Here is a 22651-nt window from a genome sequence, read left to right as displayed (position 1 = left end):
GCCCCCTTGCGAACGGTGCGACACTGGATGGCGTGGCGGAGACGGACCGGCAACTCACCCAGCGGCTGGAGCAGGTCATCATGAACCTGCTGGAGCGGCGTGCTGCCACGTCTTCCATCTGCCCTTCCGACGCGGCGCGCGAGGCCTACGAAGGCGACGACGAAGGCTGGCGAGCCCTGATGGAACCGGTCCGCCGAGCGGCCTGGAACCTGTCGGCGGCCGGCAAGGCCGAGGTGACCCGGTCCGGCCGCCCCGTCACGGAGGCCGAGGCCCGCGGCCCCCTCCGCATCCGCCGCCCGCGCTGACGGAGACTCCTCAATGAATCGGGCGGCGGGTACTACGGGCTCCGGAACGTGAACAGCACCCTCGTCGCCGGCGTCGCCCAGTCCTCCACCGCCGACGGTGCGCTTCTCCTTGCAGTCGGCGGTGCGATCTTCGTAGGCGGCGCGCCGACCACGACGACCGAGGTCGAGACCTTCCCCGGTCACTCCCCCCGCTCAGCGTCGATCTCGGCGATCAGGGCCTCGATGCGGGTCTTGATCTCGTCGCGGATCGGACGGACGGCCTCGACGCCCTTGCCCGCCGGGTCCTCCAGGGCCCAGTCGAGGTACTTCTTGCCCGGGAAGATCGGGCAGGCGTCGCCGCAGCCCATGGTGATGACGTAGTCCGACGCCTGGACGGCCTCGGTGGTCAGGATCTTCGGCTCGGCGTCGGCGATGTCGACACCGACCTCCCTCATGGCCTCGACCGCTGAGGGGTTGACCTGGTCGCCCGGGACGGATCCGGCGGAGCGGACCTCGATCCGGTCTCCCGCGAGGTGGGAGAGGAATCCGGCAGCCATCTGCGAGCGCCCGGCGTTGTGGACGCAGACGAACAGCACGGAGGCGAGCGGGCTGGAGGACATCGGTTCTTCCTTTGTCACTGGTGCTTGCGGTGGCGGGGGGTGCGGAGCCGGGCGGTCGGCAGAGGGCGAGCAGTTCGGTGATGCGGGCGTCGATCCCGTCGCGGATGCAGCGGACCACATCCCATGCTGGGGCGCGGAGACGCAGATCCCGTGCATCAACCCCGGCTGGTATCAGCTCGGAGTGATGTGACAGTATCAGCCCATGCTGACGTCAGTCGACACTGATCTGATCCGGGTTCTGGCCGACCCGCTCAGGCTTCGCATCGTGACCTTGCTGGCCAAAGAGACGCTGTGCACCACCCACCTGGTGGAGGAGACCGGCGCCCGGCAGACCAACCTCTCCAACCACCTGAAGGTGCTGCGCGAGGCCGGAGTCGTGGAGACGGAGCCGTGCGGCCGGTTCACCTACTACCGGCTCAAGCCCGACGTCATCGCCTCGCTCGCGGGTCGGCTCGCCGACCTGGCCGAGTCCGCCCGCGCTGCCGCCGACAACAAGAGGGCCTGCCCGTGACCCGCACCGAAGCATCCGCGACGTCCCCCGCCGAGGATTCCTCGGTGGTCGCGAAGCTGTCGACGCTCGACCGTTTCCTCGCCGTCTGGATCCTGCTCGCCATGGTCATCGGCCTCGGTCTCGGCCGCGTCGTCCCCGGCATGAACGACGCCCTGGCGAAGGTCGAGATCGGCGGCATCTCCGTGCCCATCGCCATCGGCCTGCTGATCATGATGTACCCGGTCCTGGCCAAGGTCCGCTACGACAAACTCGACGCCGTCACCGGTGACAAGAAGCTCATGGTCTCGTCGCTGGTCATCAACTGGATCGTCGGCCCGGCCGTGATGTTCGCGCTGGCCTGGATCTTCCTGCCGGACCTGCCCGAGTACCGCACCGGCCTGATCATCGTCGGCCTCGCCCGCTGCATCGCCATGGTCATCATCTGGAACGACCTGGCCTGCGGCGACCGCGAGGCGGCTGCCGTACTGGTGGCACTGAACTCGGTCTTCCAGGTCCTGGCCTTCGGCCTGCTCGGCTGGTTCTACCTCGACCTGCTGCCCGGCTGGCTGCACCTGGGCGACGGCGAGCACCTGGACATCTCCATGGGGAAGATCGCGCTGAACGTGGTCATCTTCCTCGGCATCCCGTTGCTGGCCGGCTTCCTCACCCGCCGCATCGGCGAACAGAGGCTCGGCCGCGAAAAGTACGAGTCCGGCTTCCTGCCGAAGATCGGCCCGTGGGCGCTCTACGGCCTGCTCTTCACGATCGTCATCCTCTTCGCCCTGCAGGGGAAGACCATCACCTCGCAGCCCTTCGACGTGGCCCGCATCGCGCTGCCGCTGCTGGTGTACTTCGCGGTCATGTGGTTCGGCACGTTCGCCCTCGGCAAGGTCATCGGTCTGGCCTATGACCGGACAGCGACCCTCGCCTTCACCGCGGCCGGCAACAACTTCGAGCTGGCCATCGCGGTCGCCATCGCCACCTTCGGGGTCACCTCGGGTCAGGCACTGTCGGGCGTGGTCGGCCCGCTGATCGAGGTGCCGGTCCTGGTGGCGCTCGTGTACGTATCGCTGGCCTGGCGACGCAAGTTCAGCACCGGCCAGCGGCCTACGGCCATGCCGCGGGAGAGGTGAAGCTCGGCGGAGCCACTGTCTGCGCCACCGACGGCGGCATCTCCAAGCGGACCCGGGCGGAATCGGGCATCCAGACCCGCACCGTCCGGCCTGCCCAGCCCGAGACGCAGGGACGGTCAGGCAGTAGCCGGAGCCATGGTGAGCAGCTTGCCCATGGCCGCCAGCACCGAGGGCTCCACCCGGTAGTACACCCAGGTGCCGCGCCGCTCGGAGGCCAGCAGCCCGGCTTCCTTGAGCTTCTTCAAGTGGTGGGACACCGTCGGCTGGGATACGCCCACGTCGGAGATGTCGCAGACGCACGCCTCACCGGCCGCATGCGAGGCCACCGCCGAGAACAGCCGCAGCCGCACCGGGTCGCCGAGCGCCTTGAACATCCGCGCGGCCGTCTCGGCCTCCTCGGCGGTGAACGGGCGCTCGGTGAGCGGCGGGCAGCACGGCGCCACAGCCTCGGAACCTTCGGCCTCGATCAGCGGCAGCACGCTCGTATTCGACATGCATCTATGTTGACATACATCGAACCAGTGGGCGAACGACGCCTCCGTCCAGCGAAAACCGGCATGGCCCCTTGATTCGATAGATGTCTATGTTGACGTTCATCGAAGCAGCTGCCATGCTGGCTGCGTAAGCCATCGACACTTGTCGAAACAAAGGGGAGTCTCGTGAACGCGTCCAACTCCGGCCGGCTGCCCGTCGCGGTCATCGGTGCCGGTCCGATCGGCCTGGCCGCCGCCGCCCACCTCGTCGAACGCGGCATCGAACCCCTGGTTCTCGAAGCCGGACCGTCCGCGGGCACCGCCGTGCGCGACTGGGCACACGTGCGGCTGTTCTCACCCTGGGCCGAGGTCACCGACCCGGCCGCCGAGAAGCTCCTCGCCCCCACCGGCTGGGTGCGCCCCGACGGCTCCGCCTACCCGACCGGCGGCGACTGGGCCGAGCAGTACCTGCAACCGCTCGCCGCCGCCCTCGGCGACAAGGTTCGCTACGGCGTCAGAGTGACCGGTGTCGCCCGCGCGGGCCGCGACCGCATCGTCGACGCCGATCGCGACGAGCAGCCCTTCACCATCCATGTCCTGGGGGCGGACGGCCACGAGGAGCGGATCACGGCCCGCGCCGTGATCGATGCGTCCGGCACCTGGTCCACCCCCGGTCCGATGGGCGCCGACGGCCTGCCCGCCCTCGGCGAGAAGACCGCCACCGACCACGTCTCCTACCGCGTCCCGGACCTCAAGGACCCGGCCGTCCGTGCCCGCCACGCGGGCAGGCGCACCGCGGTCATCGGCTCCGGCGCCTCGGCCTTCACCGCGCTGGCCTCCCTCGCCGGCCTGGCCAAGGAGGAACAGGGCACGCATACAACGTGGATCCTGCGACGCGGCATCGGCGCCGACACCTTCGGCGGCGGCGAGGCCGACGAGCTGCCCGCACGTGGCGCCCTGGGCCTGCGCGCCAAGGCCGCAGTGGAAGACGGCCACGCGAGCGCGGTCACCGGCTTCCGAACAGCCTCTGTGGACCGCGACGGTAACCAGTTGGTCCTGGTCGCCGAGGACGGCCGCCGTCTGGACCCGGTCGACGAGGTCATCGTGCTGACCGGCTTCCGCCCCGACCTGTCCTTCCTTTCCGAGGTCCGTCTCGGACTGGACGAGCGTCTACAGGCGCCCACCGCCCTGGCTCCCCTGATCGACCCGAACGTGCACTCCTGCGGCACCGTCTACCCGCACGGCGTGAACGAGCTCTCCCACCCGGAGCAGGGCGTCTACCTGGTCGGCATGAAGTCCTACGGCCGCGCCCCCACGTTCCTGGCCATGACCGGCTACGAGCAGGTCCGCTCCATCAGCGCCGCGATCGCCGGCGACCGCGAGGCCGCCGAACGCGTCGAGCTGACCCTGCCGGAGACCGGCGTGTGCGGCGGCGCCGGCCTGTACGACGAACCCGACACGGCCCAGAACGGCCAGGGCGGCGGATGCTGCGGCGCCCCGGCGACCCTGCAGATCGGCACCGGACGCGCAACCACCTCCAGCAGTTGCTGACCCACAACCACCCATCGAGCAGGAGGTACACCATGTCCCGCGTTCAACTGGCCCTCCGCGTCGCGGACCTCGACGCGTCCATCGCCTTCTACAGCAAGCTGTTCGGCACCGAGCCCGCCAAACTCCGTGACGGATACGCCAACTTCGCCATCGTCGAGCCCCCGCTCAAGCTCGTGCTGATCGAGGGCAAGGCAGACGCTGACACCCGCCTGGACCACCTCGGCGTCGAAGTCGATTCGACCGAGGCCGTCCACGCCGCCACCACCCGCCTGAGCGAGGCCGGCCTGGCCACCACCGAGGAGGACGACACCACCTGTTGCTATGCCCTTCAGGACAAGGTCTGGGTACACGGCCCCGGCCGGGAACCCTGGGAGGTGTACGTGGTCAAGGCGGACGCCGGCGCCCTGGCCAAGCAGCAAGGCAGCCCCTGCTGCACCGACCCGGCAACGGCCGACGTCAGGGAACCCGCCGCCGGCGGCTGCTGCTGATCGTCCGCCGACACCGCCGGTCAGGAGGCCTTGGCGGCCGGTTCGAGGATGGCAACGCACTCAATACGGTGCGTCATCGCAAAGATGTCGCCCCACAAAGATCGGGAGACGTACCGAGCCACATGTGTGCGGCGGTCTGGACTTCATCTTCCAGGCGCTCAGAGCGTCAACCGAGCGTTATCCTTCTCGAATCGCGCCCTTGTCAGTGAGGTCTTGCAGCGTTGCCGCTCCAGAGTGAGCACGGCCGCGGAGATTGACGACATTCGATTCGGACTGCCCCGGGACTTGCGGAAGGTCCGCCAGGACTTCAGTCGTGCAACGCCGCGTTCGACCGGTGCCCGTGCCCTGCCAGCGCTCGGCTGATGGTTTGCTGGGTCGGTGTGAGGTCACGGCCCGGCGGCCGTCTGAGGGGTGTTGTCACCCATGGGCCGGCTCCCGTGCAGGCGCGGTCGGTGAGGATCGGGACGCCCTGGCGTTCACAGATCCGGATGATCCGGTGGGCGCAGGCCGCAGTGAGATCGTGCGCGCGGCAGGGCATCGTCGGCGAGATCCACAGCAGCCGCCCGGCGGGGCGGTCCCCACCTGCACGTTCACCCCGTGTCGCCGGTGCTTGTGGGAGTAGTCGGCCCGGCTGTCACTCGGCAAGGGTGCCGTGGAGCAGGACGTAGTCCGGGTCCGTCTCGCGCAAAGCACGCAGCAGGCCGGGAGCCCGGTCGGCGAGCAGGTCGACGACGGCTGTCGTGTAGGCGTGGGCGGTGCCGACGGAGAGGCCGAACCCGGCAGCGAGCTGGGCGAGAGTGTCGTGCCGGCGCAGGTGCACCAGGCCGACCAGGGCACGCTGTGCGGTGGAGCTTGCAGCGGCGGTCACCCTCGCGGGTGACGATGAGCATGGTGACCCGCTCGACCAGGGCGTGAGGCAGGTCGAGTGCGCAGAATACGGAACCGACGCGGCTCCTGGGCGTGTGGGTTGCGACTTCGAACACCTCCCTCAACGGCAGGGGAGCCTCGTGCGTTGCGCAAGGGCTCACTGTCACCAAGTCGCTCCGACATCTGCTGCCGACGCGAGCATGACGATCACCACGCGAGTGGTGAAGACTGAAGAGATGCGGCCTCACACCCCAGGCGGACTCCTGTTCGTAGCGCTCGGTCTCATCCTTGTCGCCGTCGGCTACGTCTGGAGAGGACGTGTCCTGCGTCCCCTCTCTGCGAAACGCGCCCAGGCAGCCGTGATCCGGGATCGTTCGAGAAACCTGCTGCGCTCTGCGGACATGGCAATCGCCGGAGCGCGTCGACGGGCCGCACACGGCGAACCGGCCATCGTCACGGTCGGAGACGTGACCAGGGTGGCGCGCCAGCACTACGGGTATCTCTTGGTGGAGCGCGAAGAAGCAGCTGCCGCCCTCCGCCAGCGCTATGAGGCTGCCGACTGCCGGGTGGACTGCATGACCGATGCTTTCAACTGACCGCCTCCCCGGCAAGTGCTTGACGCCAGAGGCGCCGGAGCTGTCACCTGATAGGTGGTCACGCTGAAAATGCTCAGTGGATCGATCTCATCGCTCCGGATCAGTTTACTGGTTCGCCGCAGGGCGCCCGATGGGCTCCAGGGAATAGTCCCTGAGCCAACCAGGCAGCTTTCACTCCGCGGACGTGAAGCGAGTAGTTTGTGGATCATCTAGGTGCCGGGTTTCACCCGAACTTCGACCGATCTCATTCAGACGGCGGCTGAACTCCGCGTGCGCTGCCCGTATCTCGTCCTTGCGGTGTGCTCGGTAGAGAGGGCCGGCGTATCCGTCAGGAATATTGCATTCGCTCGGAAATCCCTCATGTGAACTCAGTTGCCTCCAGGCGTCCTTGGGCTGGTCAAATCCGTGCTGGTGGCGCTGCTTGGCGATACGGCGACCGATTGCGTCGAACCACATGCTCTCCTCGTTTCGCTGGAGAACGGGGAACTTGGAGTCATACATGGCCACGACCTCGTCCGCGCTGATACCCAGCCAGACTGCGACGAGGGCATCAACTTCGACAAGGGCTGCCCGGCGGGCGAACTCCGTACGGAGTGGGGTGTCGCCGTTCCAGGTGGGGCCCACACCGTCGGTCAGTGGAGGCATCGACTTGGGCCAGACAGCTGAGGCGGCCCAGCCATCCTGGCGCCAGGAGGGGTCGTACAGCTCTTGCCAGAGGGGAGCATAGGCATTGGTTTGGCAGTTCAGCCGGAGTGTGCGCAGGAGAAGCGCTGATTCCAAGGGGTGCCCCGGTGAGGGCACAGGCATGTCCATGACGTCGGAGGCGTCGAGGTGGGCGCGGCCTGATCTGCGGAGGTGGTAGTCCAGGGGAAGAGAGGCGAAGAACCCGGCTGTAAGTACCGTGAGCCGCGGCGACCTGAGTGCACAGGTGCGCAGCGTGTGAAGGTGGTTCGCCCCTGGCGGCACGAGCGCGGCATGCAGACTCCGCTCCGTGTCGGAGGCGACCAATGCTCGCCATGCCACCCGATAGAACTCCGAGCACGGCCGCGTGCTCGCCGCCAAGAGCACAGCTTCGACGGCCTTGTCGCGCTCTCCTCCCTGAGATTCGGGATCAGTCGCGCTGACATCGGCGTGCGCTGCCAGGACAGCTGCCGAATCACCCCGGAGCTGATGGAGCCGGTCGTAGTCCACCCAACGGTCCTGGGCGCCGAGACGACTCGCAGCGGACCCGGTAGGGCGGTAGTTCGTGCGCGGCACGGCGTCCGCCGCAAGGCTCAGATGATTCCAGCTCTCGTTCTCACGCACGCCTCTTGCTCCACCCCCGGGCGGCTGCCTGTGGAACGGCGTGGCCATGCTGATGAACGAGCCCTGAAGGATGACGTCCTGCCAACCCTCGACCGGCCCGGGGTTCCACGCGAAGAAGCCCGCTGCAATGCCCTTTTTCTCATGGAAGCCGGCGGTGATGCGAGGACCGAGGTCAGCGAGCCGGTGCGGCCAATTCGCGAGGGCGGCGATGGCCGATTCCTCTGGTCGACTGGAATGTTCATTCAACGGCTGTGCACCCAGCTCGAGCAACTGCGCGCGAGTCTCAGCGTCCGTCGAGTAGATGACCGTCCCTATCAAGCCGCGCGTGAGCAGAACCTTGTAAGCGGTGCGGATCAGCCGGTCCGTATCAGCGTCCGAAACGGACCGGGTGAATACCGGGTCCTTGGACGACGTGCGGTCCGTGACAAAACGGCTCCCCCGCCACACCATGTCGGGGCCGAGGACGACTCCACTCCAGTCGTACTCGAAGCCCTGCGCCGTGTAGATGCTGCCCACCTGTCCGAAGCCGACCGGATCGGTGGCCCACAGCGCGGCAGGCGGTGCCCCGGAAACAGAGCGATCGCCCCTGAGGTTCCATGGACGAGCCCAGTCACCGATCACCACGTCCAAGGCAAGCGGGTCCCCCGGCTTGGGCTCAGACGACCAATCCCAGCAGTAGCCCGCGCTCATGCGGGCGCTGTATCCCTCGGAGCGGCGAGCCGCGAGGAAATCCTCCATCTCCTCCGGGCTCTCAGCGACGAAAAGGTGCATCCGGCCATCCGGCTCCCAGTGCACAGGACCGCCCGGCTCCAACCCCAGAAGCGCCACGACCCAGTTCAGATAGGCGGCGCTGCCGCCGCAACGGAACTGCCCCTCCAGCGGCACCACACGGACAGACAGGCCCTTCCTCTTGGCCGCCGCCGTGATCTCGGCGACGGTTCCCATCTCGCCCGGACGCACAGCCTGATGCTCGTCGAGGAAGAAGACGGGCACACGGGCGACATCGATGAGTTCGTCGATCTGGGGCCTGCCGGTCCGGTGCCCGGCACTGGTGTAACGGTTGGCCGAGGTCTCCCGAATACGGTGGGCCTCGTCGCAGATCAGGACGCCCACAGTGTTCTTCTCGGCGGTCATGAAGCTGTTGAAGTACTTGAACAGGTCCTGGACCTCCCGTTTCCGGGCCCCAGCAACCTTCCGCAGCGTCTTGGTGAACGACTGCGACCCGGTGGCGTGCAACACCGGCACACCGCGCCGATACAGCTCGCCGAGCAACTGGAGAGCAATCACACTCTTGCCGGTGCCGGGGCCGCCCGTGACGACGACGACTTCCTTGCGATCGGCGTGCTTCGCCTTCTCCACCGCGTTGAGCACCAAGCGGTACGCGACCTGCTGCTCGTCCAGCAGCACAAACTGTTGCCGCTCCCGCACCTCTTGGGCTGCTACGGCCATGAGTCGGCCGGAGCGGACGGACGTGGCCTGGAGGAGTGCCTCGGCCGCTCGCTCTCCTGGGTGGCTGTCGCTGAACCTCATACGCAGCTGGTCGAGGAACTCCCTGCGCCTTTCACCGGTGAACAAGTGGACCCGGTCGTCATGTTCGATCTCACGCAACCTGCTCACCCCCGCTTCGGTGGCGTCGGGCAGGTAGACGACGCCACTGACACGTTCCGGGTGCCGGGGCTCCGTGCTGATGACCCGGATCAGGTACTCGCGGTAGCGCCGTACCCGCTCGACGGGATTAAGGACGGGGCGTGAGGTGGCATCCCTATAACACAGGGTCGGATCGTCCTCATCCGGAGTGGCCTGGGTCCACCGTTTGAGATCGACGAGCACATAGGAGGGAGCCAAGTGGGCGGGGTCCAGGCCTGCCAGGATCACGGAGACACGGAAGCTGCTCATCGGAAGCGCGTAGTCGATCAGCATCTCGACGTCGCCGAGACCCACGTCCATGAGCGCAGCTGCCAGCTCCGGGAGGTCTTGTTCCCACGCGCGGACCTGAGCGACAGTCGGCTGCCTCCCCAAGGCACTCACGTGCTGTTCGACGAGGAGCTGGATCAGCGACCCCCTCAGAACGTCAGCCGCGACGACCCGAGCGGGTGCCCGGAACAGCGCGGCCCCGCCAAGCGCGGCTGAGGTCTCCCCGGCACGGTTATCCGCGTCAGCTGCGTTCGATGCCGTAGGACTCGACGCACTGTCGGTACGGGGGTCTGCCAGCGCTGCGAAGGGCAACGCCTCCTGCGAGATCGTGTGGGTGCCCGCCGCATCCGGCACCAGGACTGAGAAGTCCGGCAGTCGGCCGAGATAGGGAGCGAGGGCACGGCCCACTGCCTCTGTCACCTCGTGGGTCTGCGCCCGGCTCAGCCCGGTGGCCAGAAGCTCACGCACACCGGGGCGGAACGTGTAGAGGTCGTGCCCGCGTAGCGTCTCCGGAAGCTCCTGCGCGTCGGCCATGTCGTCCCGGCGCTGGAGCAAACCCCCGAGCAGCACCTCCGCCACATGCGTTGAAGTGGCCTCGGGCAGGGTGGCGGTGCGGACGAGCTGCATCAGGAGCGGGCTGAGCGGCGTGATGGCGGAGAGCCTGACCGCGAGGCTGTAGGCCTGTGGGGAGAAGGCGCCCCGGAACGCGGCGATCAGCTTGTCCGGCGGCACACTTTCGGCAGCGGTCACCGCTTCTTCCGGCAGAACGGCTCCCGGAGACCCCAGCACGGCGGTTTCGATCAGTTGTGAACCGGTGGGCCGAGCCATCAGCTGCGCCCACGAGGCGAGCGAGGACGGTGACAGTGCTACGACCGGCAGCGGCACACGGCCGGGTCCGAGTTCCAGGCGCTCCCCCGTCAAGGGGTCGAGCATGGACAGCTCGCGGAGCGCCGGGAATCGCTGCGTTGCCCTGAGGAGGTGCGGCAGCGGCTGGAACCCTGTGGCGCGCCAGAGTCGCTGGGGCAGGGGTGTCAGGACGGTGACCGGCCCCCGTGCCCCCAGGGCTGCGACGGCGTCGGCCATGGCCGAGCTCGTCCAGGCCTTATGAACACCGTCCGTCAACAGGAAGGTGACGGACGGGCCGACGCTCCGCACACGATGCCGCCGGATCAACTCATCCGGCGTGACCTTACGGATCTCAACCGTGCGGAAGACCCCACTGCGCTCCAGTAGACGGCCGACTTCCGGCAGCAGCGATCGCCAAACTCGCATGGAGGGGGAGTCGTCGATCAGAAGGACAGCGGTGTTCCGCAGCTCACGGGTGGGGCGGAGCACCACATCGAAGGTGTCCGATTCCGCTGCGAGCCGGACTGTGGCCTCCACATCGACGACCGTATGACGCGGGTGCTCCCGGTGTTCACGCAGCGGGCGCAGTGACCGGATCACGTGGTTCGCACCTTGCAGGGAACGAGGCCCCGGGATTCTCAGCGAGTGAGCGGCTGAGCCGGTCGACGGGTCATGTGATCGCGTATCAGGAAAGAGCATGCGGCGCTTGCCCGGTGAGGGCGTTTCCGGCTGCTGCTTCTCCGCACCTTCCGTGCCGGTGCCGGACGAATCCGCCGGGTCGGCCATCTGTTCGGCATCCGAGGCGGGCCCTAAGGAGTCGTCGGCCTGGAGATCGGCCTCCTTCCCCGCCCCCGTTCCTGTCGTGTCGAGGACGTCCTTCCTGCTCGCTGCCATGGCGCGGGCCAGCAGGAGGACGTCCAGCAACTCCTCACCGCCGAGTGGGTGACCGAAGCCGTCCAGGATCCGTCGTAGACGGTCAATCATCCCGGGAAGACCTCGTCAAGACGGTGCATGACGGTGTTGATCAGTTGCTCGCGACTCAGATCGGCTCCCGTGACGCGGAGGTGTACGGCGGCCAGAAGTTGATCGGTGGCAAGGGTCTGTGTGGCCGCCCTCTGCAGGAAGTTCTGGATGAGGTCTTCGGCTTCGGCAAGCGCCTCTTCACCCAGATGGAGTTCAATGATGTCACGGAGTTTCTGCTCGTCCGGATCCTGCAGGTCGAGGCGTACGCAACGACGGAGGAAGGCCGGCGGGAAATCCCGCTCTCCATTACTGGTCATGACGACGATAGGAAAGTGCCGACACGACACCGTTCCCCGGTGCACCTGGACGCGCTGCCTGCTTCCGGTGACGAGAACGTTCACGGTCTGCTGGTCCTCGGGGAGCCTTGCGAGTTCGGGAATCTCGAACTCTGCTTCCTCCAGCACCACCAGGAGATCATTGGGAAGATCGATGTCGGCTTTGTCGAGCTCATCAATGAGCAGAACCCGCGGGCGGTCCGGAGCGGCGAGAGCCGTACCCAGCGGGCCGAGCCGCAGGTAGTCCCCGATATCCGACTGGCGACCCCGAGCACGGTGCCGCAGCTTCCTCGGCGCGCCGCGCGCGGTGTGCCTCTCGCGTTCCAGCGAGACCTCCCGCAGTCGGCCCACCGCGTCGTAGCGGTAGAGGGCATCCTCCAGTGTCGACCGGCTGTTGACCGGCCAGCGAAGTACGTTGCCCAATCCCAGGTCGTCAGCGATGGCATGTGCGAGAGAGCTCTTGCCTGTCCCGGGACGCCCGGTGACCAGAAGCGGACGACGCAGGTGCAGCGCGGCGTTGACGACTGCCACGTGCTGCGGGCTCAACAGATACTGCTGAGCCGCCGGAGTCCGCGCCGAACCCGCGAGACTCCGCCAGGGGGGTGGTGGGGGCAGGTCGGCCGGGCCGCGGAACACCCACCAGTCTTCGGCTGCCTCGCCGGGGCCTTGGCCGGATGCTGCGTTGTGCGACACAGTCGCTCTCCTTGACGAGTGGTTCAGGGTTGAGTGAGTGCCCAAGCATCGGGGGCGAGCGGCGGCGGCCTGTGATCCGGCCCGTCGTAGAGAAGCGACAAACGGCGACCGTGATGCGTCAGACAGTCGGGGTCCGCCAATGCTCTGGCCCGTTCACGACGTACCGTCTCCGGAAGGTCGGCGTGCCCGATCCCTTGCACCAGGTCGAGCAGCCTCTTGGCCGTCTCCGTGTCGTGGCTTTGCCGGTGCCACAGAACGGTGTGCACGCCGGCTTGGAGGCATTGTCGGAGCACTCGGTTGTGATGCTGTTGCTCGCAACACATGATGACTACGCCCGCGTCCGGAGTCGCTTCGAGCCGTGCCTGGGCAACCGTGGGGTCCGTCGAGTGGTGGTCGAGGACGAGGGGCTGAGAGGACGGAAGGGCTTTGGTACGCCGCCTCCAGCCGGCGTAGGTCTCACGTGTCCGGCTGGAACTGCGCAGAACGACCCTGCGGCTGATGCCGAGCAGGAAGGCACTGTCCTCCTCGCTCCCCGCCAATTTCCAGGTGTCGACGTCGAGGCGCAGCCAAGCGGGTGCCACAAAGAACTCCACCAGGGCTTGGTCCGCGTGTTCTTGTACCTCATCGCGGAGCACTCCCCTGATCCCCTCGACCACTTGCTCGCTGGAGACCTCGGAGTCCTGTACCAGAACCACCTCGTGACGCCCTTCACCGTTCCAGACCCAGATCTGGTAAGTGAAGCGATGGCCGGGAGCAAGGGGCAGCAGCTCAACCTGGACACGGGGGCCCACGACAGCGGACCGACTGTCACGAGGAGCCGGACGGATGGCCTCGCGAAACTGGTCAACCGCGGCTTCGGGTACTCCGAGCCGACGTGCCACCCTCGTCACCCAGGCATCCAGGTCTTGCGCCACGGAGTTCCCCGCAGAACCCTCCGTGAGGGCGATCCTGACGACTGCCTGAAGCAGAGGAGGCATCAACCGATCCGCAGCCGGGTCGTATCCCTCCAGTAGGTCAGTGACATCGACGAGTCCGGATACCCGCGGCCACTCGTCGGCGTATGGAAGCACTGAGTGCAGCAGATCCGTGGGATCGGCGTGGCAGTAGGCCAGTAGACCGACCAGGTCACGTCGCTGTTGCGCGGTCAGTATCTCCCGCTCGCTCACCACGCGGGCGACACGCAGCAGCCGGTCCCAGAGCAGGCTTCTGGCCGGGCATTCACCGGCATCGGTATCCGCCAAGTGGTCCCGGACGACGTCCAGGAGTTCTGGTACCCCGCGTCGCACGCTCAAGGCGAGGGCGAGCAGCCTGTAGCAGTCCGCGGCTTGGCCTTCCGGTTCCCGGGAGAGCTTGGCGGCCAGCCTCTCCTCGCATTTGCGGACGGACTCGCTGCCCGGCAGAAGCTGTTCCAGGACATCCAACATCTGCTGCCGACCATGTCCGGCCATGGGTACGGCAAGTGGCGGAAGGTCAGGCAGCTCGGCCTCGATCGTGGGCAGCCCGATCGCATAAAGCGGGCCAGCGGCCCCCGACGCCGCACGCTCACTTGACGACGCCACATGGGCGGCGACGACGACCCCCACCACTGCCTCACGCTCGCGGTCCCAGAGCGGACCGCCGCTGAACCCGCCGACCAGCGAGCCTGCCGCGACGTCGAATACGACCCACGGGTCGGCCACAGCGCGTGGCAGCGCCCGGAGAGCTGTCAGCGGGTTGCCACTGGCCCACAACGCTGTGACCTCGTGCCCGTCCCGTTGTGGCAAAAATGGTGCCGGCTCTGCGCCGTCGGGAACCGGTTCCCCGAGTCTGAGCACCGCCAGATCACCGAAGTACGGCAGCCTTCCGGCCGCGGAAGCGCCGCTGTTCGCCGACGCGTACGGCCTCGGCGGACGCCACATCGTGTGATCGACACGACCTGTCAGTTCCCGATCGCGGTCGACATGAGGCATCCGCAACCGGACGACCTTGTCGGGTCCGGGAGTGGAGGTCTCGAAGTGGTCTCGCCCCAGTGCCGTGTTGACGACATGAGCACAGGTGAGGACCAGCGAGTCGCTGATCAGAACGGCAGCGCCGACGAAACCGTCCTGCCCGAGGACAGAGATGAACGACCGGCGAAGTGCCGTGTCATCCTGAACGGAGGGAAGCACGCCGTGTCGCTTCCGTCACGAAACGATTGAAGCAGCCGCCCCGGGCACGGGAAGCGGTGTCTCCGGGGACGTCTCAGTCCGTGCGCCGCTGGTGAAGTGCCAGCTGGCTGAAACGGTGAAGCTCGCCTCGCCCTTGCCCGAGAAAACCCCCAGGCTCAGATCGCTGCCGAGGGTCACCCCGAACTCCACGGTCACCTCATCCGGCCGCTGAGCGGACTCCGCGAGAGACTGGTGGATCCCGTCCAGCACGCCACCCAGCGGACGGAGCGCTTCCGTGAGCGCTTCGCCTCCTCGGGTGATTGCCTGCGCAACACGCCCCTGAACGCTGACGGGCTGCGCAGCGCCGAAACCCGCCGGAAGCTCGAGAGACTCATCCCGCTCGGCCTGTCCGGTGCTGAACTCACCGAGTGCAGCAGGCTCTTTGACTATCGGTGCAAGGTGTAGACGCACCACAGAGCCATCGTCAAAGGTCAGATTCACGTCCCCCATGGGCACCATGATGGCATGGACGTCCGACGACCGTGACTTTGATGCCTCCAGCGGCAGAGCACAGTTCTCTCTGCGGAGACCGTGTCTGAGCGACGTTCGTCGTATCACAGCGAGCGTCGAGAGCTTCGAGGCGTACGCTCACACCGGCATCGGCTCTATCACCGGGTCAGCGTGAACGTGCAGGCCATACCGCCTTCGCTGACAGACCATCAGCTCGACTCGTTGGATACCTGAGAAATAGGTCCAGCAGCAGCGGAGGGCTCAAACCACCAGGTCAACCCGCTACCGAACAGGCTCCAGAATCGCGACGCACTCCACATGATGCGTCATCGGAAAGACATCAGAAGGGGGAGGACCTGACGTATTCGCAGGTCAGCCGCCATTTGTAGCCCCGCCGAACGACCCCACGGACGCTCGGAGCGTCAAACGAGCGTCACGGCCGAGGCATGAGCTGGCCTCCGCCCAACGAGGCTCAGCCAGCGCTAGGCGCTGCGCCGCCCCGCCGACGTCGACCCACATCCCCGTGACTACGCCCCACGGAAGGCCATGGAGTGAGGAACCTACCCCTCCTCGTGCCCTGCGGTTGGCATCAATCCTCGTCAGCTGAGAGCAGGCTGGCAACTGCGACGACAAGCAGGCGACGGGCGCGGAGGGGTGTGGGACGACATGCGCGAGCCAGGCAGTATTCCGACGGAGATGGACCGGCTGCAAGGGCACGCTGAACGCGCCTTCGTCGAGGTGCAGAGGGCCGATACAAAAGCAACGGCGTTGTGCGGAATAGCCGGTGGCCTGCTGGCTGCAGGGGTTGCCGTGCTGTCGAGTGCACACGGCATGCCCCCCATCGCGGTGTGTTCCCTTGTCCTGATGTGTCTCTTGCTGATGGCCGCGATAGGGGCTGCGCTGCTCGCGCTGCGGCCCGTGGTCCCAAGGGCGGGGCTGCATACCGAATTAATGGGCGAGGCACTCGTACACGACCGGGCCGGTGTGAGTACGGCTGCTCGTGGGGAGCTTGAACGGCATGTCGAGGGCCGACGACTACAAGTGCTGGCCTGGCTGGCGGACAGGAAGCTGCGAGCGGCCCGCCTGGCCGTCGACTTTGCCCTAGCAGCACTCCTGATGGCTGGAATGTGTCTATTGAGCAACATTCTGGTTAGTTGAGACGATCACCTAAGTGTGTCGGGCCGCACAGCAGGGGGACGCATGTATCAGCCGCATGCCACGGTGATCGGCGACAAGTTATGGGCACGCCTGAAGGCGCTCGCACCGCAGCGCGTCAGGCCCGCTCGGAGTGTGCTGCTCCGGCAGGGAGATCCAGCAACTCACGTGATCGTGCTGGAGTCCGGTTCAACGCTGATCACCCTGGCCGGGGTCTGCGGAGAAAGGACGCTTCTTGCCGTGCGCGGCGCCGGTGAGTTACTCGGTGAACTGGCCGTGTTGGACTCCCAGCCGCGCACGGCCACGGTCATCGCCGCCGAGTCCTGTCAGATCCGCATCATCCCGGCTGCCGCTTTCCTCACGTTCGTTGAGGAACATGATCTGCTGGCCCCGCTCCTGCGCCATGCCATCGCCCGGGTCAGGGAATCCGAGGCCGTGCGGCTCGAACTGGCCACTGCGTCTGTGCCGCTGCGTCTGGCATCGGCTCTGTCGCGGCTGGTCGAGGCCGCATCCGCTTCGGCTTCGGATCTTGCCGTGCGTCTGACCCAGACGGAGCTGTCTCAGATGATTGGCGCTTCCCGCAACGCGGTGGTCAACGCGCTCAAGCCCTGGCGTGAGCAGGACTGGGTCCGCACCACCTCCAGTGGTGGGCTCCTCGTTCGTGACATCCATTCGATTCAGTCGCACGCGCGTACGCAGGCGTGACGGGCCGCACTTCAGGCGTGCCCACTACTGGGCAGCGGCGGCCGTCTCGCCCGATCAGCATGGGCACTTCCCTGACCGCCTGTGCTGAAAGGACGGTGCTCAATGGATGCGCCGCTGCACGCAGAGCCCCTGGATGTGCCCGCCGAACTCGCCCTTGTGGCGATCGACATGGAGAAGTACAGCCAGATCCCCGAGGCGAAGATGGCTGCCGCCCGGTGCGACGTGGACGACATCGTGGCGACTGTGATCGCTGAATGTCAGCTGCCCGACCCACAGGAACTTCCCGGCGGCTACAAGGACAGTGGCGACGGGGCGATCCTGCTGTTCCCGCCCTCGGTGCTGGCACGTCTCGTGGACCCGCTGCTCGGCCGGCTCGATGCGGCTCTGATGCGCTACGAGCGGCAGCGGCTGGCCAGTAGTCCCGTCCTGCGGCTGTGGGCCAGTGTGCACATCGGCCCGCTGTCCCTGCCCGACCACCGCGGTGACGCCATCAATGACACCAGCCGGCTGCTCGACAGTCAGGCGAACCGCCAGGCGCTGTCCGCCGCGAAGGACAGTGGCGGCTTCCTTGCTGCCGCGCTCTCCGAGATCGTCTACCAGCGCACCGTGCACGCGGGACGCACGCAGGATTTGGGCCCACACCACTTCCTTGAGGCGGTTGCCCGCGTCGGCGACAAGCCCGGCTTCGAGCAGCCCTGCCGGATTCATGTGCCGGGCCTGACCGGGCCGGCCGTACGCCCCTATGTCACGGACGCCGCACCGCCGGCCGCTGCTCCCTCCTCCGCTGCGCAGCCGGGCGACGCGTCGGTGACACCAGTTGCCAGCAGTGGCGGCACGTTCCAGTTCCACGGTCAGGTCAGCGACCCCACGATCGCCAACAGCATCGACACCCTGCGAATCGATCGCCGCCAGCGGTGAGTCGCCTGGCCTTCCGCCCTCCCACTCTTCCCACACTCACCCTGGAGCACTCGTATGTCTGACGTGCCGTTCGACCCCATCCAACCGACCAGCGAAGCTACCGAGAACCAGTCCAACGGCTCCGGCGGCTGGCTGCATCGCTTGCGCCCCGGATCCGGTGCTCCCGATCGACGGGACGCGAACCCTGACGCCCCATCTCCTTCCCTCGCTCCCCTACCACCGGATGCCGTCTCGCCCGCGCATCGCGTGCATGAAACGGAGGACCGGGCGACACACGTGTATGGGGACCCCGATGTCGTCGCCCACTACATCAAACAGCTGATCCTGGAGACCCGAAAGCAGGACTTGCTGGAGGGCGTCGAGCAAAGTCGTGAGCGACTGCTCGATCAGCCGTTCGTTCGCAGCGCGCACTGGAACACGATCTGGGAGCAGATCGTCAATCCCAGTACCAGCCGCCCACACCAGCCCGTGATCATCATCGTCGCGCCCCGCTCATACGGCTCGACAACCCTCGCGCTGCGGCTTCTGGCCGAGCACACTGCTCACGACGCCACCCTGGTCAAATTGGACGCAGACTGGAAGACCCCCAGCAAAGGACGCCTGCCGCTGGAGATCGCGCACGCCTACCAGCTTGACCTCAAGCACCCGGAGAAAGATCAGGTATCGGCCGACTTCCTCGACGCGCTATCAGAACACGCCGCCCACCTCCGGGGTTGCGGTTCTTATCTGGCGCTGACCGTGGCACAGGACCTGTGGAAAGATCACCGTCTCAGCGATCGCGACGGCATCCAAGTGGTTCGTCTGCACGAGGCTCCCGATGCCCAGGAAGTCGTAGAGGCGCATCTGGACGCCAACGGCTACGGACAGCTGGTCACATCGCTTCGCTCCTTCCCCAAGGCCATGGCTTCCTTGCGCGGACTGACGGCGGTGGCCGCCGTACGGGCCGCGCACTCCGCTGTGACGGCTTGGAAGGAACATATCCACGTCGGCTCCCAGCAGTCGCGAGTGCGGGCAGACTCCGACGGCGGAACCCCGCCCACGCTGGAAGAACGCATCATCGCGGCTCTGACCGACTGGCGCGGCGAACTGGACGGCCGGTTCGGCGAGATGAACAGCCTGCGCACACACGACAACCCCTCACTCACCGTGGAGGACCGCTGTCTGCTGCTGGCCATGGCTGTGCAGCAGACGGCACCCATGCCCCTCGTCGCGCGCAGTGCGGCCGCTCTGCTAAAAGCCATCGGCGACGCCCCCGACGCTCCCGGCGCAGCAGCAAAATTCTCACCGCCCCTCAGCGCGCTGGCCGGACGGGGAATGCGCCGGCGCATCCAGGATGTCGGCGGTGAAGTCGACCTGCAGGACACCGTGGTCTTCGACCGGCCTGATTATGGACGCGCGGTACTGGAGTACGTCTGGGACAACTACGACGTCATGCGTGAGCCCTTGCTGACCTGGCTCGTCGCGACGGCTCAAAGCGCCGAGCCGGAAGACCACGCAGTGGCTGCATTGGCCGAGCTCACCGTACGGCACGGATCGGTGGACTACCTCACGACACTGGGCGGCCTGGTCGGCAGCACTCACCCCAAGGTGCTTGGTGCGGTCATGGAACGTGCCGTGCATAACGAACACGTGGGGCGCCTGGCGTGGGAGGCGCTGTACGGATGGGCGGAGAAGGAGAGTTACGCGCCCGCGGTTATTACAGTGTGCCGACGCGTCCTGGAGGACTCCTCCGTCGCCACTTCTCTGGCCAAGCGGGCAATGGTGCGCCTGCGCCGGGTCGCGCACAAAAACACCGGCGGCACCGTGATCGGCCAAGTCCAGGCTGCCTTCGATGCTCTGGTCCAACACCCCACCGTCGCCCAGCGGCTGGCCGGTGAGGTCCAGAGTTGGCAGCAGGGCAAGGTCTCCTCCGCGCGCAGCGGCGCCCTGGCCTTCCTTGCATTGATGACCCTCAGCCACGACGGCACGCCGTGGCTCCTGGGCTCCCCTCCCCCGGACATCGACGTACAGCGCGGCGTGCACGACCTGCTGTCTTCGTCGGAGACCGCCGCCCAGGTCACCTCGCGTCTGACGGACTGGATTCGTGCTTGTGCCGACGATCCCCGCGCCTATACGCAGTTGCGCGACCAGCTTCTGCCGGCGCTGCGGGGCCACAACATGTTCGAGGCCGGCTGGAGGTTCATGAACGGGCTGCGCGGCATCTCCACCGTTGAGGGCGTCAGCGTGGCCGACGACTTCTACAACCATCTCGTCGACAGCCGTGTGCGCACGGTCTTCCCGCTCGAAGAGAACCTCGTATGAGGTGGCCATGGCGCCGCGCCGTCCGTACGAGTAGGTCTGCCCAGCCACGGTTGTTGCCCAGTGCCACCGATGGCATCGCCTTCGAGGCCCTATACACAATCACCTGGCGACCACTGTGGCGGGTGCCTCCCAGCGTGGAGGAGACGGTTCGCGCCACCGTGCATGCCACGGCGACCGAGACAGCGGTACGTCTGTGCGCCTCAGACGTGCCCGCCGCGCAGGACGTCGTCAACGCGGCTCTCGGCGCTCTGCCCCGCCGTGCCCCGAACTACTGCCTGCTGAACGTCAAGGCGACTCTTGGTCTGCCCAGCGCAGCACAGGAGCTGCTGGCTCAGCGGGCAGCGGACGAGCAGCGCGTCCGCCGCCTGCGCTTCTTGAAGGAGAACCTCTACGACCATCCGGACCTCGTCGTCCTGGACCAACTCGAACACCACGCCCCCGGCGCCCTGGGCGACGAGCACGTTGCCGAACTCCAGCGGCTTGCTCGCCTGATCTGCTCCTGCGACCGCTGGTGGTTCCCGCTCCTGCAGCAATGGGAGCAGGTCGGCCAAGGGTTCACGAACATCGAGAAGCGACAGCAGGCCATGCTCGTGCTGTCCGACTCCCTTAAGGCTCTCAACGGCGGCAGTCTCCCCAGCGGCATCGCAGACCCGAACATGTCCGGGTCTGACGGAGCACCCCGAAGGGCGCACCCATGAAGCTCGCCCTGTGGCGGATGCTGCTGGCACCCCTGACCAGCCTCCGAGCCCTGTTCATTCAACGGCGCAGCGCAACACCCCTGTCCTACGACGTCGCCTGGCGCCGGGCCCGCCTGGACCGTTGTCCCGACGACATGGTCTATCGACTACACGGCCACCAAGCCACCGCTCCCGACCAAGCATCCAGTGCGCAGTCGCCCTTGGCCGCGCCGAGAAAAGACGAGCGGACCGACCGACGCCCCTGACCGACGTCTCCGCAAACACACAAACACCTTCGCCCTGTCCATGAGGACAGGGCGAAGGACGTTCATGCGGCGATGGTCAGCGGCGCGTCCAGACGCTCCCAGGCTCCGAGCACCGCCTTGTGCGCGTCCGGCTGCAGGTGGGCGTAGCGCTGGGTGGTCTGGAAGCTCTCGTGACCGAGGAGGTGCTGGACCTCGTAGAGCGAGACTCCCTTCTGGACCAGCCATGAGGCGCAGGTGTGGCGCATGGAGTGCGGCGGGTAGTGCGGGACAGGCTGTTGCTCGCCGTCGCCGTCGAAGTAGCGGGCGCCGTCGACGGCCGGCCACCACGTCTGTGTGCGCCAGTTGCTGTCGCTGAGGAGGCGGCCGGCGCGACCCTTGGTGATGGTGGTGAACACCACGGCGTCCCGTTCGAGCCGGTGGATGTGGCGTTCGAGGGCCTCGAGGACGTGGGGCGGGAGCGGGACTTCGCGACGGCTCTTGGAGCTCTTCGGATACTCCTTGATGCCGCTCTTGGTGTTGACCTCCACGACGAAGAGGCGCGAGCGGCGCTGGTCGATGCGGTGGCGGTGAAGGCCGGAGAGCTCGCCCCAGCGCAGCCCGGTGTAGAAGCCGAGCAAGCACATCGTCCGCCAAGGCGTGGGGAGTTCGTCCAGAATGCTCTGCGCCTGATCGAGCGTGAACCACTGCGGCGGCTTGACCGCGATGGCCGGCAGGTCGATGTTGCGGCAAGGGCTCACCGCGAGGATGTCGTCGTCGACTGCCGCGCGCATCATGGAGGACGTCAGGTTGTACGCCCTCTTGATCGCGGAGGCTCCGGCGCCCTTCTCCACCAGGGCGCGGATCCAGCTCTGGATGTCCATGCGTGTGATGGCCCGCATCTCCCAGCCCTCCCAGTAGGGCAGGACATGGTTCTTGATGGAGGAGGCGTCGCCGCGCAAGGTGTGGGGCTCGACGATGCGGGCGTTCCACCATCGGTCGTGCCAGTCGCTGAAGGAGATCTCGCCCGCTCGCGGGTCGCGCAGGGCGCCGCGAGCGAACTGGTTCTCCATGTCGGCGCCCCAGGCTCGGGCCTGTGCTTTGAGGGGGAACGACTCGCTGAACCGGTCTCCCGCTCTGTTGCGTACGGTCGCCTGCCACTTGCCGGATGCCAGTTTCCGGAGGTACGTGGATCTACTCCTTGTTCGACTGTCGAGGGATTCGGAAACAGGTGCGGGTCAGTGACGAGCCATGGCCGGGGTGACGGTCCTGCTGCTGATGAACTCCTCCAGCCCGGCAGCGGGTACACGCACGCGGGAGCGGCCGGGGCCGGTACGGAGATCGACGACGGGCAAGTCGCCGGCGGCGATGAAGCGGTAGACGGTGCGGCGGTCGACGTCCAGAGCGGCGGCGACAGCGGGTATGGAGAGCAAGCGGGCAGGCATGGGGAGTCCTTGGC

General features: G+C 67.0%; 18 protein-coding genes and 3 pseudogenes. 11 read left to right on the top strand and 10 right to left on the bottom strand.

Going from position 1 to position 22651, the window contains the following annotated elements; genetic code table 11:
* Positions 1 to 32 precede the first annotated feature (32 nt).
* Positions 33 to 305 (top strand): DUF3253 domain-containing protein, encoded by a 273-nt coding sequence (locus OO68_RS12700; protein ID WP_033308399.1) that lies wholly within the window; start codon positions 33 to 35, stop codon positions 303 to 305.
* Between the two features lie 179 nt (positions 306 to 484).
* Here OO68_RS12700 and OO68_RS12695 read toward each other — a convergent pair whose 3' ends face one another.
* Complete coding sequence (locus OO68_RS12695) at positions 485 to 904, bottom strand: arsenate reductase ArsC (RefSeq protein ID WP_033308398.1); 420 nt, start codon at positions 902 to 904, stop codon at positions 485 to 487.
* A gap of 202 nt (positions 905 to 1106) precedes the next feature.
* Here OO68_RS12695 and OO68_RS12690 point away from each other — a divergent pair, with 202 nt between their 5' ends.
* Positions 1107 to 1415, top strand: coding sequence for an ArsR/SmtB family transcription factor (locus OO68_RS12690; protein ID WP_033308397.1), 309 nt, complete (start codon positions 1107 to 1109; stop codon positions 1413 to 1415).
* A complete protein-coding gene (arsB, locus tag OO68_RS12685) occupies positions 1412 to 2527 on the top strand; it encodes an ACR3 family arsenite efflux transporter (RefSeq protein ID WP_033308396.1) in 1116 nt (371 codons plus the stop codon). Before OO68_RS12690 ends, arsB begins: the two co-directional genes overlap by 4 nt.
* A gap of 116 nt (positions 2528 to 2643) precedes the next feature.
* On the opposite strand, the gene OO68_RS12680 is transcribed toward arsB, so the two are convergent.
* Positions 2644 to 3021, bottom strand: a complete 378-nt coding sequence (locus OO68_RS12680; protein WP_033308395.1) for an ArsR/SmtB family transcription factor — start codon at positions 3019 to 3021, stop codon at positions 2644 to 2646.
* Positions 3022 to 3186: 165 nt separating this feature from the next.
* Here OO68_RS12680 and OO68_RS12675 point away from each other — a divergent pair, with 165 nt between their 5' ends.
* Both OO68_RS12675 and OO68_RS12670 read left to right on the top strand, forming a co-directional pair.
* Complete coding sequence (locus OO68_RS12675; RefSeq protein ID WP_033308394.1) at positions 3187 to 4551, top strand: FAD-dependent oxidoreductase; 1365 nt, start codon at positions 3187 to 3189, stop codon at positions 4549 to 4551.
* Between the two features lie 32 nt (positions 4552 to 4583).
* Complete coding sequence (locus OO68_RS12670; protein WP_033308393.1) at positions 4584 to 5039, top strand: ArsI/CadI family heavy metal resistance metalloenzyme; 456 nt, start codon at positions 4584 to 4586, stop codon at positions 5037 to 5039.
* Positions 5040 to 5257: 218 nt separating this feature from the next.
* On the opposite strand, the pseudogene OO68_RS42230 reads toward OO68_RS12670, so the two are convergent.
* Positions 5258 to 5929, bottom strand: a pseudogene (locus tag OO68_RS42230) (transposase); the annotation flags it as partial.
* 177 nt (positions 5930 to 6106) lie between these two features.
* Between OO68_RS42230 and OO68_RS12660 the strand changes: the two are divergent.
* Positions 6107 to 6502, top strand: coding sequence for a hypothetical protein (locus OO68_RS12660; RefSeq protein ID WP_078625267.1), 396 nt, complete (start codon positions 6107 to 6109; stop codon positions 6500 to 6502).
* 1551 nt (positions 6503 to 8053) lie between these two features.
* Here OO68_RS12660 and OO68_RS47560 read toward each other — a convergent pair.
* From OO68_RS47560 to OO68_RS12640, 5 genes and pseudogenes are all read right to left on the bottom strand, one after another.
* A pseudogene (locus tag OO68_RS47560) lies at positions 8054 to 9913 on the bottom strand (DUF2075 domain-containing protein); the annotation flags it as partial.
* Positions 9914 to 10111: 198 nt separating this feature from the next.
* Positions 10112 to 11551 (bottom strand): annotated as a pseudogene (locus tag OO68_RS48285) (SAV_2336 N-terminal domain-related protein); the annotation flags it as partial.
* On the bottom strand, positions 11548 to 12558 hold the full coding sequence (locus OO68_RS12650) for an AAA family ATPase (RefSeq protein WP_051814604.1): 1011 nt from the start codon (positions 12556 to 12558) through the stop codon (positions 11548 to 11550). The gene OO68_RS12650 and the pseudogene OO68_RS48285, both read right to left, overlap by 4 nt.
* A 23-nt stretch (positions 12559 to 12581) precedes the next feature.
* Entirely contained in the window at positions 12582 to 14705 is a 2124-nt protein-coding gene (locus OO68_RS12645; RefSeq protein WP_033308392.1) for a VMAP-C domain-containing protein, read from the bottom strand.
* A gap of 15 nt (positions 14706 to 14720) precedes the next feature.
* Positions 14721 to 15194, bottom strand: coding sequence for a CU044_2847 family protein (locus OO68_RS12640; RefSeq protein WP_051814611.1), 474 nt, complete (start codon positions 15192 to 15194; stop codon positions 14721 to 14723).
* Between the two features lie 666 nt (positions 15195 to 15860).
* On the opposite strand from OO68_RS12640, the gene OO68_RS12635 reads away from it, so the two are divergent.
* From OO68_RS12635 to OO68_RS12615, 5 genes are all read left to right on the top strand, one after another.
* Positions 15861 to 16352 carry a Pycsar system effector family protein gene (locus tag OO68_RS12635; RefSeq protein ID WP_157852705.1) on the top strand — a complete coding sequence of 164 codons (492 nt, stop codon included), beginning with the start codon at positions 15861 to 15863 and terminating at the stop codon, positions 16350 to 16352.
* 42 nt (positions 16353 to 16394) lie between these two features.
* Positions 16395 to 17054, top strand: coding sequence for a Crp/Fnr family transcriptional regulator (locus tag OO68_RS12630; protein ID WP_106974325.1), 660 nt, complete (start codon positions 16395 to 16397; stop codon positions 17052 to 17054).
* A gap of 102 nt (positions 17055 to 17156) precedes the next feature.
* Positions 17157 to 17972: a hypothetical protein gene (locus tag OO68_RS12625; protein WP_033308389.1), complete on the top strand. Its 816-nt coding sequence runs from the start codon at positions 17157 to 17159 to the stop codon at positions 17970 to 17972.
* Positions 17973 to 18026: 54 nt separating this feature from the next.
* On the top strand, positions 18027 to 20273 hold the full coding sequence (locus tag OO68_RS12620) for a hypothetical protein (RefSeq protein WP_245236954.1): 2247 nt from the start codon (positions 18027 to 18029) through the stop codon (positions 20271 to 20273).
* A 134-nt stretch (positions 20274 to 20407) separates the two neighbouring features.
* Entirely contained in the window at positions 20408 to 20971 is a 564-nt protein-coding gene (locus tag OO68_RS12615) for a hypothetical protein (RefSeq protein WP_245236953.1), read from the top strand.
* A gap of 307 nt (positions 20972 to 21278) precedes the next feature.
* On the opposite strand, the gene OO68_RS12610 is transcribed toward OO68_RS12615, so the two are convergent.
* Positions 21279 to 22265 (bottom strand): tyrosine-type recombinase/integrase, encoded by a 987-nt coding sequence (locus OO68_RS12610; protein ID WP_245236952.1) that lies wholly within the window; start codon positions 22263 to 22265, stop codon positions 21279 to 21281.
* Between the two features lie 165 nt (positions 22266 to 22430).
* Positions 22431 to 22637 (bottom strand): helix-turn-helix domain-containing protein, encoded by a 207-nt coding sequence (locus OO68_RS12605; protein ID WP_033308386.1) that lies wholly within the window; start codon positions 22635 to 22637, stop codon positions 22431 to 22433.
* Between the last annotated feature and the right edge of the window lie 14 nt (positions 22638 to 22651).

This window comes from Streptomyces iakyrus, assembly GCF_000717055.1.
Classification (GTDB): domain Bacteria; phylum Actinomycetota; class Actinomycetes; order Streptomycetales; family Streptomycetaceae; genus Streptomyces; species Streptomyces iakyrus.
The sequence above is the reverse complement of the archived record's forward strand: the minus strand, read 5'-3'. Positions and strand labels throughout refer to the sequence as shown.

What these genes read in the sequence shown, in the direction of transcription:
- OO68_RS12695 (WP_033308398.1), bottom strand. Translation starts at nt 904, where the DNA reads ATGTCCTCCAGCCCGCTCGCCTCCGTGCTGTTCGTCTGCGTCCACAAC.
- OO68_RS12690 (WP_033308397.1), top strand. Translation starts at nt 1,107, where the DNA reads ATGCTGACGTCAGTCGACACTGATCTGATCCGGGTTCTGGCCGACCCG.
- OO68_RS12680 (WP_033308395.1), bottom strand. Translation starts at nt 3,021, where the DNA reads ATGTCGAATACGAGCGTGCTGCCGCTGATCGAGGCCGAAGGTTCCGAG.
- OO68_RS12670 (WP_033308393.1), top strand. Translation starts at nt 4,584, where the DNA reads ATGTCCCGCGTTCAACTGGCCCTCCGCGTCGCGGACCTCGACGCGTCC.
- OO68_RS12660 (WP_078625267.1), top strand. Translation starts at nt 6,107, where the DNA reads ATGACGATCACCACGCGAGTGGTGAAGACTGAAGAGATGCGGCCTCAC.
- OO68_RS12640 (WP_051814611.1), bottom strand. Translation starts at nt 15,194, where the DNA reads ATGGGGGACGTGAATCTGACCTTTGACGATGGCTCTGTGGTGCGTCTA.
- OO68_RS12635 (WP_157852705.1), top strand. Translation starts at nt 15,861, where the DNA reads ATGCGCGAGCCAGGCAGTATTCCGACGGAGATGGACCGGCTGCAAGGG.
- OO68_RS12630 (WP_106974325.1), top strand. Translation starts at nt 16,395, where the DNA reads ATGTATCAGCCGCATGCCACGGTGATCGGCGACAAGTTATGGGCACGC.
- OO68_RS12625 (WP_033308389.1), top strand. Translation starts at nt 17,157, where the DNA reads ATGGATGCGCCGCTGCACGCAGAGCCCCTGGATGTGCCCGCCGAACTC.
- OO68_RS12620 (WP_245236954.1), top strand. Translation starts at nt 18,027, where the DNA reads ATGTCTGACGTGCCGTTCGACCCCATCCAACCGACCAGCGAAGCTACC.
- OO68_RS12610 (WP_245236952.1), bottom strand. Translation starts at nt 22,265, where the DNA reads ATGGAGAACCAGTTCGCTCGCGGCGCCCTGCGCGACCCGCGAGCGGGC.
- OO68_RS12605 (WP_033308386.1), bottom strand. Translation starts at nt 22,637, where the DNA reads ATGCCTGCCCGCTTGCTCTCCATACCCGCTGTCGCCGCCGCTCTGGAC.